The sequence below is a fragment of the Streptomyces sp. NPDC001093 genome, from assembly GCF_040298985.1.
Lineage (GTDB): Bacteria > Actinomycetota > Actinomycetes > Streptomycetales > Streptomycetaceae > Streptomyces.
Genome location: NZ_JBEPBF010000077.1, coordinates 13,810 through 28,157, shown reverse-complemented (window position 1 = coordinate 28,157; position 14,348 = coordinate 13,810). Strand labels below are relative to the sequence as shown.

At 70.4% G+C, this 14,348-nt stretch carries 14 protein-coding genes and 4 pseudogenes; 14 read left to right on the top strand and 4 right to left on the bottom strand.

The window, feature by feature from the left end; genetic code table 11:
- The first annotated feature begins 8 nt into the window (after nt 1-8).
- On the top strand, nt 9-233 hold the full coding sequence (locus tag ABT288_RS30890) for a hypothetical protein (RefSeq protein ID WP_351614611.1): 225 nt from the start codon (nt 9-11) through the stop codon (nt 231-233).
- A pseudogene (locus ABT288_RS50325) lies at nt 230-538 on the top strand (ATP-binding protein); the annotation flags it as partial. The gene ABT288_RS30890 and the pseudogene ABT288_RS50325, both read left to right, overlap by 4 nt.
- 209 nt (nt 539-747) lie before the next feature.
- Here the strand turns inward: ABT288_RS50325 and ABT288_RS30885 are convergent.
- Nucleotides 748-1,590, bottom strand: coding sequence for a phosphotransferase (locus ABT288_RS30885; protein ID WP_351614652.1), 843 nt, complete (start codon nt 1,588-1,590; stop codon nt 748-750).
- 238 nt (nt 1,591-1,828) lie between these two features.
- Between ABT288_RS30885 and ABT288_RS30880 the strand changes: the two genes are divergently transcribed.
- From ABT288_RS30880 to ABT288_RS30870, 3 genes and pseudogenes are all read left to right on the top strand, one after another.
- The gene (locus tag ABT288_RS30880; protein WP_351614609.1) at nt 1,829-2,611 is read left to right on the top strand and encodes a phosphotransferase family protein; all 783 of its coding nucleotides are present in this window, start codon (nt 1,829-1,831) and stop codon (nt 2,609-2,611) included.
- Nucleotides 2,612-2,889: 278 nt separating this feature from the next.
- Nucleotides 2,890-3,015, top strand: a pseudogene (locus ABT288_RS50320) (IS701 family transposase); the annotation flags it as partial.
- A gap of 107 nt (nt 3,016-3,122) precedes the next feature.
- Nucleotides 3,123-3,673 (top strand): annotated as a pseudogene (locus ABT288_RS30870) (Tn3 family transposase); the annotation flags it as partial.
- A 197-nt stretch (nt 3,674-3,870) separates the two neighbouring features.
- Here the strand turns inward: ABT288_RS30870 and ABT288_RS30865 are convergent.
- Entirely contained in the window at nt 3,871-4,449 is a 579-nt protein-coding gene (locus ABT288_RS30865) for a TetR/AcrR family transcriptional regulator (protein ID WP_351614605.1), read from the bottom strand.
- A 90-nt stretch (nt 4,450-4,539) separates the two neighbouring features.
- On the opposite strand from ABT288_RS30865, the gene ABT288_RS30860 reads away from it, so the two are divergent.
- The 3 genes from ABT288_RS30860 (at nt 4,540) to ABT288_RS30850 (ending at nt 6,185) form a co-directional block, all read left to right on the top strand.
- Nucleotides 4,540-4,986, top strand: a complete 447-nt coding sequence (locus ABT288_RS30860) for an anthrone oxygenase family protein (protein WP_351614602.1) — start codon at nt 4,540-4,542, stop codon at nt 4,984-4,986.
- 324 nt (nt 4,987-5,310) lie between these two features.
- Nucleotides 5,311-5,736 (top strand): DUF4267 domain-containing protein, encoded by a 426-nt coding sequence (locus ABT288_RS30855; protein WP_351614599.1) that lies wholly within the window; start codon nt 5,311-5,313, stop codon nt 5,734-5,736.
- Between the two features lie 302 nt (nt 5,737-6,038).
- On the top strand, nt 6,039-6,185 hold the full coding sequence (locus ABT288_RS30850; protein WP_351614596.1) for a hypothetical protein: 147 nt from the start codon (nt 6,039-6,041) through the stop codon (nt 6,183-6,185).
- Between the two features lie 175 nt (nt 6,186-6,360).
- On the opposite strand, the gene ABT288_RS30845 is transcribed toward ABT288_RS30850, so the two are convergent.
- On the bottom strand, nt 6,361-7,014 hold the full coding sequence (locus tag ABT288_RS30845; RefSeq protein WP_351614593.1) for a TetR/AcrR family transcriptional regulator: 654 nt from the start codon (nt 7,012-7,014) through the stop codon (nt 6,361-6,363).
- Between the two features lie 131 nt (nt 7,015-7,145).
- On the opposite strand from ABT288_RS30845, the gene ABT288_RS30840 reads away from it, so the two are divergent.
- The 4 genes from ABT288_RS30840 (at nt 7,146) to ABT288_RS30825 (ending at nt 11,341) form a co-directional block, all read left to right on the top strand.
- Nucleotides 7,146-8,108: an alpha/beta hydrolase gene (locus ABT288_RS30840; protein WP_351614590.1), complete on the top strand. Its 963-nt coding sequence runs from the start codon at nt 7,146-7,148 to the stop codon at nt 8,106-8,108.
- Nucleotides 8,109-8,118: 10 nt separating this feature from the next.
- Nucleotides 8,119-9,096, top strand: coding sequence for an aldo/keto reductase (locus ABT288_RS30835; protein ID WP_351614586.1), 978 nt, complete (start codon nt 8,119-8,121; stop codon nt 9,094-9,096).
- A 563-nt stretch (nt 9,097-9,659) separates the two neighbouring features.
- On the top strand, nt 9,660-10,439 hold the full coding sequence (locus ABT288_RS30830; RefSeq protein ID WP_351614583.1) for an NAD(P)-binding domain-containing protein: 780 nt from the start codon (nt 9,660-9,662) through the stop codon (nt 10,437-10,439).
- Between the two features lie 206 nt (nt 10,440-10,645).
- A complete protein-coding gene (locus ABT288_RS30825) occupies nt 10,646-11,341 on the top strand; it encodes a recombinase family protein (RefSeq protein WP_351614580.1) in 696 nt (231 codons plus the stop codon).
- Between the two features lie 496 nt (nt 11,342-11,837).
- Here the strand turns inward: ABT288_RS30825 and ABT288_RS30820 are convergent, their stop codons facing one another.
- Entirely contained in the window at nt 11,838-12,674 is an 837-nt protein-coding gene (locus tag ABT288_RS30820; protein WP_351614577.1) for a helix-turn-helix domain-containing protein, read from the bottom strand.
- Between the two features lie 102 nt (nt 12,675-12,776).
- Here ABT288_RS30820 and ABT288_RS30815 point away from each other — a divergent pair, with 102 nt between their 5' ends.
- On the top strand, nt 12,777-13,373 hold the full coding sequence (locus ABT288_RS30815; RefSeq protein ID WP_351614575.1) for an NADPH-dependent FMN reductase: 597 nt from the start codon (nt 12,777-12,779) through the stop codon (nt 13,371-13,373).
- Nucleotides 13,322-14,348: pseudogene (locus ABT288_RS30810) on the top strand (aldo/keto reductase). Before ABT288_RS30815 ends, ABT288_RS30810 begins: the two are co-directional and overlap by 52 nt.

Sequence of the window (14,348 nt, the reverse complement as noted above, 5' to 3'; positions counted from 1 at the left end):
ACGCCGTCGTGCTGGAGGCCCGCAAGGCCCGGGAAGCCGACGACGCCGACACCACCCTGCCCGAGCCGGAACCCCGGCGGCGGGAGCCGACGGTGACCTTCCTGACCGCGCGGCGGCTGGCGGCTCATCTCCCGCCCGACACCCGGCGCGCTTCCCTCACCGGCCCCTACGACCAGCTCCTCGGCCGCACCCGCGGCACCACCGCTGCCAGCAAGGGAGAGCAGATGCCATGAACGGCACCAGCCGCCGCCGGATGAGCGAGCAGGCGGCCGAAACCGCCGTGGTCGGCACCTGCCGGATGCTCCGGCTGCCCGCCATCCGGGGGAAGTTCCCGGACCTGGCCGAGCAGGCCGCCCGCGAGCAGTCGTCCTATCCCGCCTTCCCCCCCCGAACTGTCGCTGGCCGTATGCGACGACCGGGCCCGGCGCCGCTCCGAGCGTCGGATCACGGCCGCGGCCTTCCCGAGGCAGAAGTCACAGCGGGAATGCGATTTCGACGCCAGCCCCAATATCGACCCGCCGTCGTCCACACCCTCGCGAACAGACGTGCCAAGGTGGGCGGATCATCCTTGGCACAGGCGTCGACGACCACAGCGGTCAGCTGGCCGTAATCGGGACCGGTGTTGCTCTCATTGGCTACCGTCGTGCGGACCCACGCGTCCCAGTTGAGTGAGTTCGACCGCTGCGCCGTGTCGGGATTGCGCACCAGGCGCAGCGGAAGTGGGCCCGGCAGCCCTCTGTCTCGAGTTCAGCCCAGCCCGCAGCGATCGAGTGCAGCACGAACCTGGTCGAGCCCTTCCACTCTCCAGTGGTCCCGGTCGGGCATTTGGTCTTCTCGGCGCCAGCGCCAGACCGAGAACATCGCCCAGCCCAGGGCGCGGCACCGGTGAATCAGGCCGTGGTCAGCTCCCGCATAGTGCTTTCCCACTTCTTCCGGCGCATGGGCGAGGTCGAACTCGACCGGCCCACGGCAGCACGTGGCGAGGTCTACGAAAAGGGGCCCTCTCCTCGTGTTGAGGAGGTTGCCCGGATGCGGCTCGCCGTGCAACAACTGGTCGCCGGCCTTCTCGATGCTGATCGCGGCGCTCAGTCCACTGAGTGTGTTGCTGAGGAATTCCCGGTCAGAATCGAGCAGCTCGGGGGACTGCTCCCGGTCGTTCACCTCTCGCAGCGCCCCAGCAACTCGATCGGTGAAATGCGGTGCGTCCAGATCGATCTGGCGCAGGGCGGCATGGTGGCGCATGAGCACCCCTGCGTAATCGGCCGGCGCGGTCTCTGATCCCACAGGTTCGTAGTAGGTCCAGAGCGAGATGGCGAAGGTATCACGCACATTGACTCGGGGGTCGACCCGAGGCTCGAGCTCAGCCACCGGAGCATCGACGTCGGCGAGACGGCGAGCAACCTCTACTTCGAACTCAGAACCAGCCAGATGCCCCGAAGGCGCGACCCGAGCCAGAACATCGCACGGGACCAGGTGAAGCACGACGCGGTCCGAGTTGTTGATGACGACCACATCTTCGACCTGGAGGCCCAGTTCCGAAGCGGTCGCCCATCCTGCCTCAACTGCGCGACGGAGTTCCAATGGCTCCATACCGTCCTCCCTCATTTCCAGCCCCGTGAAGGGCTCAGGACGAGAGTAGTTGAGCACGTCATCGGTCATAAGCAGACTTCGTAGGACCGAGGATGACGCCGAGACCGGGCTCAGTCCCTGCCGGGCTCTGGTGTTGCCAGAACTCGCCGAAATTTCTGCAGTCGAACTCTCTGAGCCGCGTAATCGCACGCGACAAACCCGGCGACGTCGGCGGTCATCCCCGGGATACTGGTCGCCCATGGATGAGGTCAAAGTCGTCGTCGCCCATTCCGAACGCGCGACCCTGCGCGTCGGCGACGTGTTCTTGAAGGTGGACGCCGATCAGGCGCGCATCGACGTCGAAGTCGAGGCGATGGCCCTGGCGCCGGTCCCGACCCCGGAGGTCCTGTGGTGTAGGCCGCCCGTGCTCGCGATGGCTGCACTCCCGGGGACGACGCTCGGGCGCCTCGGCGGGCCGTCGACCGGGTCGCCGGCGGCGTGGGCCGCGGCGGGCGCCGCCATCCGAAAGCTGCATGAAGCGCCGTTGCCGGTTCGGCCCGGCCGGGCCGGGCGGAGCATCGTCGCGCTGGCGACGGAACTCGACGACGAGTGCGAGTTGCTCGTGACGAACGGTGTCCTGCCGGCTGACCTGGTCACCCGCAACCGCCAGGTTGCCGAGGCCGCGCTCCGGCCGTGGACTCCGGCGTTCACGCACGGCGACCTGCAGATCGCGCACGTCTTTGTCGACGGCGGCGAGGTCACCGGCATCATCGACTGGTCCGAGGCGGGCCAGGGTGATGCCCTGTACGACCTCGCCACCTTCACGCTCGGACACGAGGAGCACCTCGACGACGTCATCGCCGGCTATGGCACCGCCGTCGACCTCGACGTGATCCACGCGTGGTGGTCGTTGCGAAGCCTGCTGGCGGTCCGCTGGCTGATCGAGCACGGCTTCGACCCCTTCGCGCCGGGCTGTGAGGTCGACGTGCTGAGATCCCGGATGTCCGGTGCTTCCTCGAAGACCGCGGCCTTTCCCAGGTGATCGCCGTGTCCATTTCCCAGCCCGTCCATGGCCCGCGCATCGACCATCTCCCCGCCCAGGCATCGCCCGAGGCATGGCAGCGTCTGTCGGCGGGGCCGGGAGCCAATGGCGAGCGGTGTACGACTGTGCCGCCGCCCGCCTGCCCGCAGTACGGGAGTTCGACGGCGACGAGCCGAACCCGGCAGCGATGGATGATCGCCCGCCGCAGCCTCAGCAAGCCCGACGAGATCGCCTCCTACCTGGCCTGCGCACCACTGGAGGACACCGTCACCGACCAGGTCCGAGTCGCCGGATGCCGCTGGAAGATCGAGGAGTGCTTCCAGAGCGCGGAGAACGAGTGCGGCCTGGACCCGTACGAGGTCCGCCGCTATGTGGGCTGGTACCGGCACATCACGCTGGCCATGTCGTCTGTCGGCACCTGAACCCCCGCTGCCGTCCTACACGCCGCGATCACGCGGTGAACTGGTCCCGACGGCGACGCCGCCACCAAGCACGTGCCCGGCGCTGTCATTCACTGGTGACCGGGCAGGTCCGCGCGTACGCCCTGCTGCGGATGTTCGGCCGCGAGGGGCGGCCCACGCCCTTGGGGCAGGCGTTCGCCGAGTACGGGCGGTCGCCAAGACCCTGCACCTGCTCCGGGTCGTCGACCCGGTCGACGACACCTACCGGCGCCAGACGAACCGGCAGCTCACCGTCCACGAGTCACGGCACAAGCTCGCCCGCGCCATCTGCCACGGCAATCGCGGACGGATCCTGCAGGCATACAGGACGGGGCAGGAGGACCAACTCGGAGCGCTAGGCCTGGTCCTCAATGCCGCCATGCTCTGGACGACGCGCTACCTCGACGGCGCCGTCGACCACCTGCGGGCTCTGCCGCCCGAGGAGAGGGAGCATGACGTCCTGGACGAGGAAGTGGCCCGGGTCTCCCCGCTGAAGCACGCCGACCTCGACTGCCTGGGCTGCTACAGCTTCGCCGCTCGCCCGCCCCGCGAGGGCCTGCGCCCACTGCGTGACCCGGCGACCGTCCACCTCGACGAGGACGACGAGGGCACCGGCGAATGACGCGGCGTCAGGGCGCGTATCGGGTCGTGTTCAATGAGTATCGCAGCCTCCGGGGCGGGTGTCCCGTCTGGGTGCGGGGCCCGGCGGTCTGCGGCTGCGCCGTGTGGACGCGAGTGACCGGGAGCGTTGCCACGGGCAGGCAGGCAGGTAGTGGCGGGGCCCGAGGGCCCCGGCTGCGTGCCCGCCGGGTCGGTGTCTCAGAGCTTGGCGAGCCGGTCCACCAGCAGTTCCACCCTCGGCTCGGCGTCCTCGGGCAGCAGGCGGCCCGCACGGGTCAGGGTCGCAAGGCCGTGCAGGGCCGCCCAGAACACCTCGGTGAACAGCCCCGGGGGCACGCCGTCGCCGGCGACCTCGGCGAGAGTCTCCAGCAGGGAGGCGAAGGCGTCCTTCAGAGGCTCGGGGGTGTCCTCCTGCGCGTACGCCAGGCCGCCGTCGAGCTGGAACAAGGCGTCGTAGACCGCCGGGTTGCGTACGGCGAAGTCGAGGTAGGCGCGGGCCAGGGCGGCGACCCGGGCGCGCGGGCCGTCCGCGGCGGAGGTCGCGGCCCGCACCGCCGCGGCCATCTCGGTGGCGCCCTGAAGGGCTACGGCGCCGATGATCTCGCGCTTGCCGCGGAAGTGGCTGTAGAGGACGGGCTGACTGTATTCGATCCGCTCGGCGAGCCGGCGGGTGGTGACTGCGTCCCAGCCCTGCTGCTCGGCGAGTTCGCGGGCTGTCGCCACGATGAGGCGCTCGCGCTCCGCACGTTCGCGCTGCTTGCGTTCCTGTACCGACATGCATTGATCCTAGCACCGCTAGACAAGCGAGCGTTAGCAGTACTAGCGTTGCCTCATCAGCTAGCAACGCTAGTTCACGGAGGGATCGTCATGCTCAACGCACTCGAGGTCGTCACCACCGTCGTCGTCGGCCTGATGGTGGGGGTGGAGTTCTCCGTCGCCTTCATCGTGAACCGGATCCTGGACGCGCTTCCCGAGGACAGCGGCCAGCTCGGCCGCGCCCACGGCGGCCGAATGCTCGGCGCCCTGATGCCGTTCTGGTACATCGGCTCGCTCGTCCTCAGCGCGATCTGGGCCGTCGCCGGATGGCACCACCACGGCGCCGGACTCGTCGCCACCGCCGCCGGACTGCTGATCGTCAGCGTGGTCATGTCGATGCTGCTGCTCGTCCCGATCAACAACCGGGGCAAGACCTGGACCCCCGAGAACCGGCCCGCCGACTGGAAGGAGCAGATGAACCGCTGGGACCGCTACCACTACGTCCGCGTCGCCGTCATCATCGCCGCCTTCGCCCTGCTCGCCGCCGCCCTCGTCTGATACCACCGCTGCCCCGACATGCACTGGTTCGCCCCTGTATCAACGGCTTTCGCCCCGTCGGGGTGAGCCCGAGAGGGCTTCGGATTACTGACCCCGCGGGCCGCCGCCGCGCCGGTGGCGCACAATCCCCACTCCCCGGGCGGCAGCTGACCACTGCAATCCCGACATTCGGGAACGCGGCTGCCGCTCCGATCCCACCACTGCGATCCCGGCAAGCTACGCCCCTCGATCAGCCGTGTCCGCGTGGCCTGAATCAGGCCCCACACGACTCAGCAAGCTCAACGAAGCTCACCAAGCTGACGAAGACTCACAAGGAAAAGAACAATGTCGCTGAAGAAGATCAATACCGTACTGGCCGCCGCCTTCATCCTCTTCATCCTCTGGTTCGGGACGGAGTTCATCCTGAGCCCGGAGACGACGGCGCCGGGCTTCGGCCTGCCGAGCTGGCCGTCCGGCGACGGCGACGGCTTCCTGATCATCAAGGGAATCCGCGACGTCGTCTTGGCCCTGGTCCTGGGCATCCTGCTGGTGACGGGCCACCGCCGGGCGCTGGGCTGGGTACTGCTGGTGGAGGCCCTCGCCGCGTACGGCGACATGGCCACCGTGCTGGCCCACCACGGCTCCGTGGCCACCGCGCTCGGCGTCCACGGCCTGACCGCGACACTGATGGTGGTCAACGGCCTGCTGATAATGCGCGAGACCCGCAACGTCGCAGCCGCCCCGGCAACACCTGCCCCGCAGACCGCCTAACGCTGTAGAGAAACCGTTGACCGTGACTGGAGAGCAAAGCGATCAGCAGGGCGGCCGCCCGCGTTAACCCATCGCCGAGGAGGGAGCGTTCTTCGACGAGGCGGAGAAGATCCCGCTGGGCGGGGTGGTGGGCGAGGAGTGGCGCAAGGCGGTGGTGGATGAGCGCGGCCGGGTGGAGCGCATCCCGGACGAGCTGTGTGCGCTGGTCAGCCTCCGGGACGCGCTGCGGCGGCGGGAGATCTGGGTGCCGGGGGCGAACCGGTGGCGGAACCCGGAGGACGATCTGCCGCCGGACTTCGAGTGTGAACCCCTACGGCCGGTTCGAGCTGGACATGAACGCCCACCTCGAATCGGGCGCAGCCGCGGCGGCGGCCAAGGTGACCGGTCCCCGTCCCGTGCCCGGCGTGCCCACTGCCCAGTCGGCGGGCGGCTGGGCAGGCTCGGTCTGAACGACCGCCCGGCTGTCCTCGCTCCGGTACGACCACGTCAACTTCCTCGGCCGTTGCTCCTCCACCGGGCCTGCGGCACCGGGCCTGCGGCACCGGGCCTGCGGCACCGGGCCTGCGGCACCCCGGCCTGTGGCAGCGGCGTGACCCGACCGCAGGGCACGCGTGATCCGGCATGTCAGGGGATCTGGGTCTCGATGTGGGCGAGGTGGGTGGCGAGGATCTCTTCGAATGCGGCGCGGCGGTCTGCTCCGAGGGGGCGGATGTCGCGGGCGAAGTGGGCCAGGGCGGGGAAGCGTTCGGGGTCGGCGCCGAGCACCGCGACGCGGAACTGCTCCATGCCCTGTTCGTACTCCTTGGGGGTGAGGGTGCTGATGCCGGCCTCGGAGGAGATCAGCGCGGCTAGGAGGATGACGATGCGGTGGTATCGCACCGGGACCTCCTCGTCGGGCAGGCCGGATGCGCGCAGGGCCTGCAGCAGCTCCTCCATGACCAATCGGGATCCGGTGCCGCCAGACCCGTAGTGCCCCCACACCACGGCGAGTTGGGGCTGCTCGCCGAACGCCTCGCGCAGGCGCAGGCCCAGGGCGGTGATGCGCTGCTGCCAGTCGCCTTCGGGGCGGTAGCCGTCCATGGCGGCCAGCAGGATCCGGTCGGCAGCGGCGCGCAGCAGTTCGGTCTTGTTGCGGAAGTGCCGGTAGAGGCTGGAGGAGTCGGTCCCGAGCGCTGCGGCGAGTTTGCGCACGCTGAACGACTCGGCGTCGCTCGTGCGCAGCAGTTCCGCCGCCGTGTCCAGGATCTCCTCGGTCGACCATCGCTTTCGACCAGTCATTTCGCCCCTCTCATCCGGGCCCAGCCTAACCTATGCACTTGCTGATGCACGCACTGCGTGCATAATGAGGGCAACGCACTGCCCGGCCACAACGACGCACCCGGCATCCGGCCGGGAGGGGAGAAGGAGACATGAGCGAGCTCACTACCGCGTTACGACCGCCGGAGCCGGACTTCTCGGTGATAACGACCGAGGAACTGTGTGCCTACCGCGACGCGGAGAACCGCTTCCGGGCCTCCAGCGCGGCGCGGGCGATCCTCGGAGAGCCGGACACCGGCGCCGCGATCGATTGGCAGGAGATCGCGCTGCCCGGCCGCGACCTACGGGTCCGGGTCTACCGGCCGGCGCCGACGGGAGACGACGAAGCCGCAGCCCGAACCGACCTGCCATTGGTGGTCCATGTCCACGGAGGCAGCTTCGTGGGCACGGCGGTGCAGTGCGACTGGACCAACAGCCACCTCGCCGCGCGGCTGCCCGCCCTCGTCGTCTCGGTCGAGCACCGCCTCCTCGCCCCCGGCAGCCCACTCGTGAACGCCGCCGACGACGGCTGGGACGTGCTCCGGCACGTGGTGCGACACGCCTCGCAGTGGGGCGTCGACCCGGCGCACGCGGCCGTCTTCGGTGAGAGCTGCGGCGCGCTGATCAGCGCGCTGACGGCCATCCGGGCCAGGGAGGCCGGGCTGGAGCTCAAGGCGCAGGTGCTGGTCAACCCCGCAGTCGACGTGACCGGGACGATGTTCGAGTACCCCTCGATCGCCGAGTACGCATACAGCCCGACCCGGGCTCTGCCGCTGCTGCGGCTCTTCCAGCGGCTCGCCGTCCCGCCGGGAGTCGACGCCGGCGCCGTCTCACCCCTGTATGCGGACGACCTGAGCGGGCTCGCCCCGGCGCTGGTGGTGGTGCCCACCCAGGACGCGGTCGCCGACCACGGCCGCCGCTACGCCGAGCGGCTGCGCGAGGCAGGGACCTCTGTGCGGCTCTCCGAATACCCGGGCGCAAAGCACGCGTTCCTCACCCTGCCCGGCGTGGAACCACAGGCCGAGGCCGCCCAGGCGGAGATCCTCGCGTTCCTCCGTGCGGCCCTGGCAAAGTGACGGAGGAATAGTGCACCGCACCCTTGGACCCGAGGGCCCGGCAGTCTCCCGACTTGGCCTCGGCTGCATGAGCATGACCGGCATATACGGCTCCACTGACCCGCACGAGGCCGCGGCAACTGTGCTGGAGGCCCTCGACTACGGCGTCACCATGTTCGACACCGGCGACTTCTACGGCGACGGAGCAAACGAGGAACTCCTGGGCCGAACCCTCGCACCGCACCGCGACCGCGCCGTGCTGGCCACCAAGACCGGAGTCCGGCGCACCGCCGAGGGCCTGGTGCCCGCCGGCTCACCCGACGATCTGCGGCGTGCCTGCGAAGCGTCGTTGCGCCGGCTGCGCACCGATCACCTCGACCTGTACTACCTCGCCCGTATCGATCCCGCCGTCCCCGTCGAGGAGTCCGTGGGCGCCCTGGCCGACCTGGTCGCCCAGGGCAAGGTGAGCCACATCGGCCTGTCCGAAGTCTCGGCCGCTACCCTCCGCCGCGCCCATGCCGTCCATCCGATCAGCGCCGTCCAGACCGAGTACTCGCTGTGGGAACGCCATGTCGAAACCGACATCCTGCCCACGATCCGCAGTCTCGGCGCCACCCTGATCGCCTACAGCCCTCTCGGGCGGGGCCTGCTCACCGGGGCCGTCGGCAGCACCACGCGGTACGAACCCGGCGACTTCCGCGCCACCGCCCCCCGCTACAACGGCGACGACCTCAAGGCCAACCTGGCCATCGTCGACGCCATCACCCACCTCGCCGAGGCCAAGAACGCCACCCCCGCCCAGATCGCCCTCGCCTGGCTCCTCACCCGCGGCAGCGACGTCATCCCCATCCCCGGCAGCTCCCGTCGCACCCACCTGCGCGACAACCTGGCCGCCCTCGACCTGCACCTGACCGCCACCGACCTCGGCAACATCGACGCCGCCGTCCCCGATACCGGGGCCCAAGGGGCCCGATACGGCGACCACGGCATCGCCCTGATCGACCAATGAAGAGACATGAAGAGGACTGACGAGAGAAGCATCCTGATGACGCAATCACCCCGCCCGAGGGCCGCTCGCAGCGATGTGCGTGGGGCCTGGCGCTCACTGTCCTCGCGACGATCGCCACGTACGTCGACTGCGGCACCACCCATCTGCCGGCCGATCACATCCGGGCCGGCTATCCCGACTAGTCCCAGGCGCGGGTCGACTCGGCCGTCACCACGTACCTGGTCGTGTCGTCCGTCATCGGAGCACTCGGCGTCCTTGGCTGGCTCACGGCGGCCTGGGCCGTCAAGGCAGGCAAGCGGTGGGCCTGCCCCGTCGCGACCGTGATGTTCGTGCTCTCCGCCAGCGCCGGACTGGCCGGGCTGCTGACCAAGGACACCTCCGGCGCGACCGGATTGCCGCCCAGCTGGGCCGGGCCGGGACGATTCCCTGTCTGGCGGGCGTTCTCGTGGTCACATCGCTGTGGAGAAGAAGGCGACCGGCGTGACGACGGCTCCGTTCGACTCCGTACGCAACCATCGCGACCGTACAGAGCCGCACCACACGAGCCACGACCACCGCGCACCATGGAGGACGACACAGTGCAGCGAATCGGCATCATAGGAGTGGGCGAGATCGGCAAGGCCCTCGTCGAGGGCCTGCGCAGCGGGGGCGGTGCGTCGCCGGAGATCTTCCTCTCTCCCCGGGGAGCCCGCGTCGCCGCCGAACTGTCCGAGCGCTTCGAGGACATCCAGGTGTGCGCCGACAACCAGGAGGTGGTGGACCGCTCCGAATTGGTGATCATTGCCGTGCGCCGCCAGGGCCACCACGAGGCGCTCGCCGGGCTGAAGGTGGACGACGACAAGACCGTGGTCAACCTGATGGCCGGCGTCGCCATCGACGACCTGCGTCGAACCCTCGCCACCGGCGCCCCGATCGTCCGCGCCATCCCGCTGCCGGCCGTGCGCGAGCGTCGCTCCGTCACCGTGACCTGCCCCTCGCACCCGGTGGTGGACGCTCTCTTCGAAGAGCTGGGCGGGGCGCTCTCCGTCGCGGACGAGAACGCCTTCGACGTCTTCTCCGCACTGACCGGCACCCTCACCGCCCACTACGCCTACCTCGCCACGCTCACCTCGTGGGCCACCGGCCACGGCATCGCCCCCGACGACGCCGAACAGTATGTGCGCGGCCTCTTCCAGAACGTCGGCCGCTCACTGAATGAGGCGAGCCGCCCTCTGCATCAACTTGCAGCCGACCACGAGACGCCCAATGGGAACAACGAGCGGATCCGCACCACGTGGTTCGATCCGGCCAACGCCGCAGCCCTCAAGGAGGCCCTGGACGGCCTCCTCTCCGATCTGAAGTAAGAGCCTCCCGGTGGGGACTGGCGCCCGCGACCTGGAACGGCGACCCCTTGCACGCCTCTCGCAAACGGTGCCGTCCTTTGTGCGAGCAAGATCAAGGAGTGACCGCCGGGCCACGTCCGACCCTCGATCGACTCTCAGAAACCGTTCTCACTCGCAAGCGGGACGGACCCCATTCTGAGACGTGCAGGGTGCGAAGATCCGGGCCTATGACGGACCCTCAGCAGCCCTCTACGGCCGAGCGGTCGGACGCCGACGACGTCGAGCAGAGCGCCTGTCCGCAGTGTGACGCACCACCCGGCTCACCCTGCCCCTCGCGCGGCGGCGCGATCGCCTCCGCGTACCAAACCCGCCGCTTCACCATGGTCCCCCGACTGAAGAAGGCGCAGCATGCCAACCCCGGCCGGCCGCAGCCCCGGGCGCCCCTTGGGCCCCTGGCGGCCCGGCACCCCGCCCTCGGCACCCATCGACCCGGATCTGCCAGCGCGGACATCCGCATCGGCTACGCCCGTTGCTCGACCCTCGGGCAGGCACTCGACTCCCAACTCGACGCGCTCAGCAAGCACGGCATCCCGAGGGACAAAATCTTCAACGAAGAAGATCAGCACCCGCGTCCGCGTACGGCCGGCCTTCGACGTGGCGCTGAGGACGGCGCGGGAGGTCAAGGCGTACACCCCGCACTGCCGGGTCATGTGTGCGAGCTGAAGCGGCTCGGCCGCGACGCCGCCGAACTGACCGCGCTCGCCGACCACCTCACCGCCCGCGGCCTGGTCCTGGAAATGCCGGCCGGGGCCCCTGCCTGGCATCTACGACCCCACCGGGCCGGGGAAGCTGCTGTTCGCATTGTTCGCCGCGATGGCGGAGACCGAACGGGGAGTCGGTCGAACAGATCCAGCCCGACCTGATCATCCCCACTTGGCAAGCGCAAGGGACAGAATCCCTCCGTCGCCGGCATTCACCGGGCTCTCGCGGAGCACGCCAAGCGCGAGACGTACCCCGAAGCCGTCGCCCAGGCGCACCACGGCTTCGCCGCCCTCACCGGCAGCGAGGTTCCTGAACCTCACACAGAAGCCAAGGCCCTGACGACACGCTGAGTCACTTTTCACTTTGCGGCAGCTTCGGGGGGAGAACAGGGCCAAGTCGGCCACGAGCGTGGGGGCGGAGGCGGCTGTCCAGGACCGTCGATCCCGAACTCGCCGGCGTGCGCATCACCCGCCGAGCCGCCGAAATGCTTTGGCGCGCCGTTCACGTGGACGCCGATCTCCTGCACCGCATCGCGGAGGGGGAACAGCGGATCGAGTCGTGGGTCCCGGTTTCGCCGGACGTCCCCTGCCTGGTCGTGGACACCACACAAGGCTGGACGCCGTCCCTGGACGGACCGGATCGTCGAATTCGCCATGCTCAGGAGATCGCCCGCAAGCGGGCCGGGGTCGGCTGGGTGAGCCGGTCGAGGTGGGCAGCGGTGTCCTCGTCTGCGGGGAGCAGGACGAGGAGCTGCTGGGCGTCGGCGGTGAGGTCCAAGGTCTCGCGCAGCAGGCGGAGTTCGGGCCCGGCTGGGTGCTGGAGGCGGAGCGGGCCGCGGCGGGGAACGCGGTGGTTGCCCAGGCGGCGGGTGAACTCGGGACCGGCCACGGGGGCGAGTTCGGTGCTGAGCCATTCGGAGTTCTCGGCCGAGGGGCCGAGCCAGAGATCGAAGGCCTGCTCGTCCGCGACCTCGTCCCAGTCGGGGAAGAGGGTGCGGGACCGGGGGTCGGTGAAGACGTAGCGAGTGAGGTTCGGAGCCGGGACGTCGAGCAGGCCGGCCGCGCCGAGGACGGCGGCGTAGCCGGTGGTGTGGGCGAGGATGTCGCCGAGGCGGTTGGTGACGGCGGCGACGCCCGGTTCGAGCAGGCGCAGGGTCTGGTGGACGGCCGGGCGGACATCGCGGGGCGGCGGGGCGGGCCGGGTGCGGCCGGCGCAGGCGCCGCCGGTGATCTTCGTGAGGTAGCGCAGGTGGCCGCGCTCGGCGGGGTCGAGGCTGAGGGCGTCGGCGAGCGCGTGGACCACGGCGGGGGAGGGGTTGCGGTCGCGGCCCTGCTCCAGCCGGGTCAGGTACTCGACGCTGATGCCGGCGCGGACGGCCAGGTCGGAGCGGCGCAGCCCGGGCGAGCGGCGGCGGCCGTGGTCGGGCAGGCCGAGCGTCTCGGGCTGGATGCTGTCGCGCTTGGCGCGGATGAAGTCCCCCAGTGGTGTGCCCATGCGACGAGCGTAACGGTTGGCGGCAGCACGGAGGGTGGCCCTGCGGGGGCCAGCCTGGGCACGGTCTGGTTGCGGCCGGCGGGCGGGCCGATGGTGGTGGCCATGGAGAAGAACACGCACAAGCTGGTGATCCTCGTCGGTAGCGTCCGGGAGGGCCGGTTCGGCCCGGTGGTGTCCTCGTGGGTGGCCGAACGGGCCGTCGCGCACGGCGGGTTCGAGGTGGAGGTGGTCGACCTGGCCGAGGTGGACCTCCCGCTGGCCCTGCCCGCCGCCTCGCCGAAGTTCGCGGGCGCCGACTACCCCCGCCCGGCCGGGATGGTCGGGCTGACCGAGGCCCTGGAGGGCGCGGACGCTTTCCTGATTGTCACGCCGGAGTACAACCACAGCTACCCCGCCTCGCTGAAGGCCGCCATCGACTGGCACTTCACCCAGTGGACGGCCAAGCCGGTCGCTTTCGTGAGCTACGGCGGCGCGGCCGGCGGCCGGCACGCCGTGCTGCACCTGGAAAACGTGCTGACCGAGCTGCACGCGGTGACCATCCGGGACGGCCTGGCCTTCCCGAACTACTTCACCGCCTGGACGGACGGCCGCCCGGACGACCCGCAGGCGTCCGGCTACGCCAAGACCATGCTCGACCAACTGTCCTGGTGGGCGGGCGCGTTGAAGCACGCGCGGGCCGCCGAACCGTACCCGGCGTGAGTGGGGGGAACGACGGAGTACGTCAAGCCCGGCGGCACCGACCCGGCGGTGAGCCGGATCGCGCTCGGCTGCATGGGCTTCGGCGGCAGCGGCCGCGGGCACAACCCGTGGCGCTTGACGAGGAGGCCGCAGCGGCGGTCTTCCGGCGGGCGGTCGAACTCGGCATCACCTCCTGGGACACCGCCAACGTGTACGGCGACGGTGCCCCGGAGGAGCTGGTCGGCCGCGCGGTCCGGCAACACCCGGCGCGAAGACGTCGTCCTCGCGACGAAGGTGGGCCTGCCGATGCGCGACGGCCCGGGCGGCTCCGGGCTGTCCCGCAAGGCAATCCTGGCGCAGGTGGACGGCTCGCTGACCCGCGTCGGTACCGACTACCCGGACCTCTGCAGGCTGCACCGCTTCGACCCGGCGACCCCGGTCGAGGACACGTGGCGGCCCTGCGGGAGGTGGTGGCGGCCGGGAAGGTCCGGTACGTCGGCGCCTCCTCGATGTGGGCCTGGCAGTTCGCCAAGCTGCAGCACACCGCGGCGCGGGGACGGCGGCCCGGCCTTCGTGTCGATACAGCACCAGTACAGCCTGGTGCAGCGCGAGGAGGAGAGGGAGATGTTCCCGCTGCTCGCCGACCAGGAGGTGGGCAGCCTGACGTGGTGCCCGCTCGCCTCCGGGCGGCTGGCCAGCCCGTACGGGCAGGCGATGGCCCGCTCGGCCGGGGATCCGGTCGCCAGGCGGCTCTTCGCGGACGTCGACCGGCCGATCGTGGACTCCGTGCAGTCCTTCGCGCGGGCCCGGGCCTGTCGATGGCGCAGGTCGCGCTCGGCTGGGTGCTGGGCAACCCGGTGGTCACCGCCCGGTCGTCGGCGCGACCCGCCGGGCCACCTGGACGACGCGGCGGCCGCGCTGGACGTCCGGCTGACCGCCGACGAGCTCGCGGTGCTGGAACGTCCGTACACGCCCCGGCTGGCCACCGGGTTCTGA

What these genes read in the sequence shown, in the direction of transcription:
- ABT288_RS30885 (WP_351614652.1), bottom strand. Translation starts at nt 1,590, where the DNA reads ATGGAGCCATTGGAACTCCGTCGCGCAGTTGAGGCAGGATGGGCGACC.
- ABT288_RS30880 (WP_351614609.1), top strand. Translation starts at nt 1,829, where the DNA reads ATGGATGAGGTCAAAGTCGTCGTCGCCCATTCCGAACGCGCGACCCTG.
- ABT288_RS30865 (WP_351614605.1), bottom strand. Translation starts at nt 4,449, where the DNA reads ATGTCGGTACAGGAACGCAAGCAGCGCGAACGTGCGGAGCGCGAGCGC.
- ABT288_RS30860 (WP_351614602.1), top strand. Translation starts at nt 4,540, where the DNA reads ATGCTCAACGCACTCGAGGTCGTCACCACCGTCGTCGTCGGCCTGATG.
- ABT288_RS30855 (WP_351614599.1), top strand. Translation starts at nt 5,311, where the DNA reads ATGTCGCTGAAGAAGATCAATACCGTACTGGCCGCCGCCTTCATCCTC.
- ABT288_RS30845 (WP_351614593.1), bottom strand. Translation starts at nt 7,014, where the DNA reads ATGACTGGTCGAAAGCGATGGTCGACCGAGGAGATCCTGGACACGGCG.
- ABT288_RS30840 (WP_351614590.1), top strand. Translation starts at nt 7,146, where the DNA reads ATGAGCGAGCTCACTACCGCGTTACGACCGCCGGAGCCGGACTTCTCG.
- ABT288_RS30830 (WP_351614583.1), top strand. Translation starts at nt 9,660, where the DNA reads ATGGAGGACGACACAGTGCAGCGAATCGGCATCATAGGAGTGGGCGAG.
- ABT288_RS30825 (WP_351614580.1), top strand. Translation starts at nt 10,646, where the DNA reads ATGACGGACCCTCAGCAGCCCTCTACGGCCGAGCGGTCGGACGCCGAC.
- ABT288_RS30820 (WP_351614577.1), bottom strand. Translation starts at nt 12,674, where the DNA reads ATGGGCACACCACTGGGGGACTTCATCCGCGCCAAGCGCGACAGCATC.
- ABT288_RS30815 (WP_351614575.1), top strand. Translation starts at nt 12,777, where the DNA reads ATGGAGAAGAACACGCACAAGCTGGTGATCCTCGTCGGTAGCGTCCGG.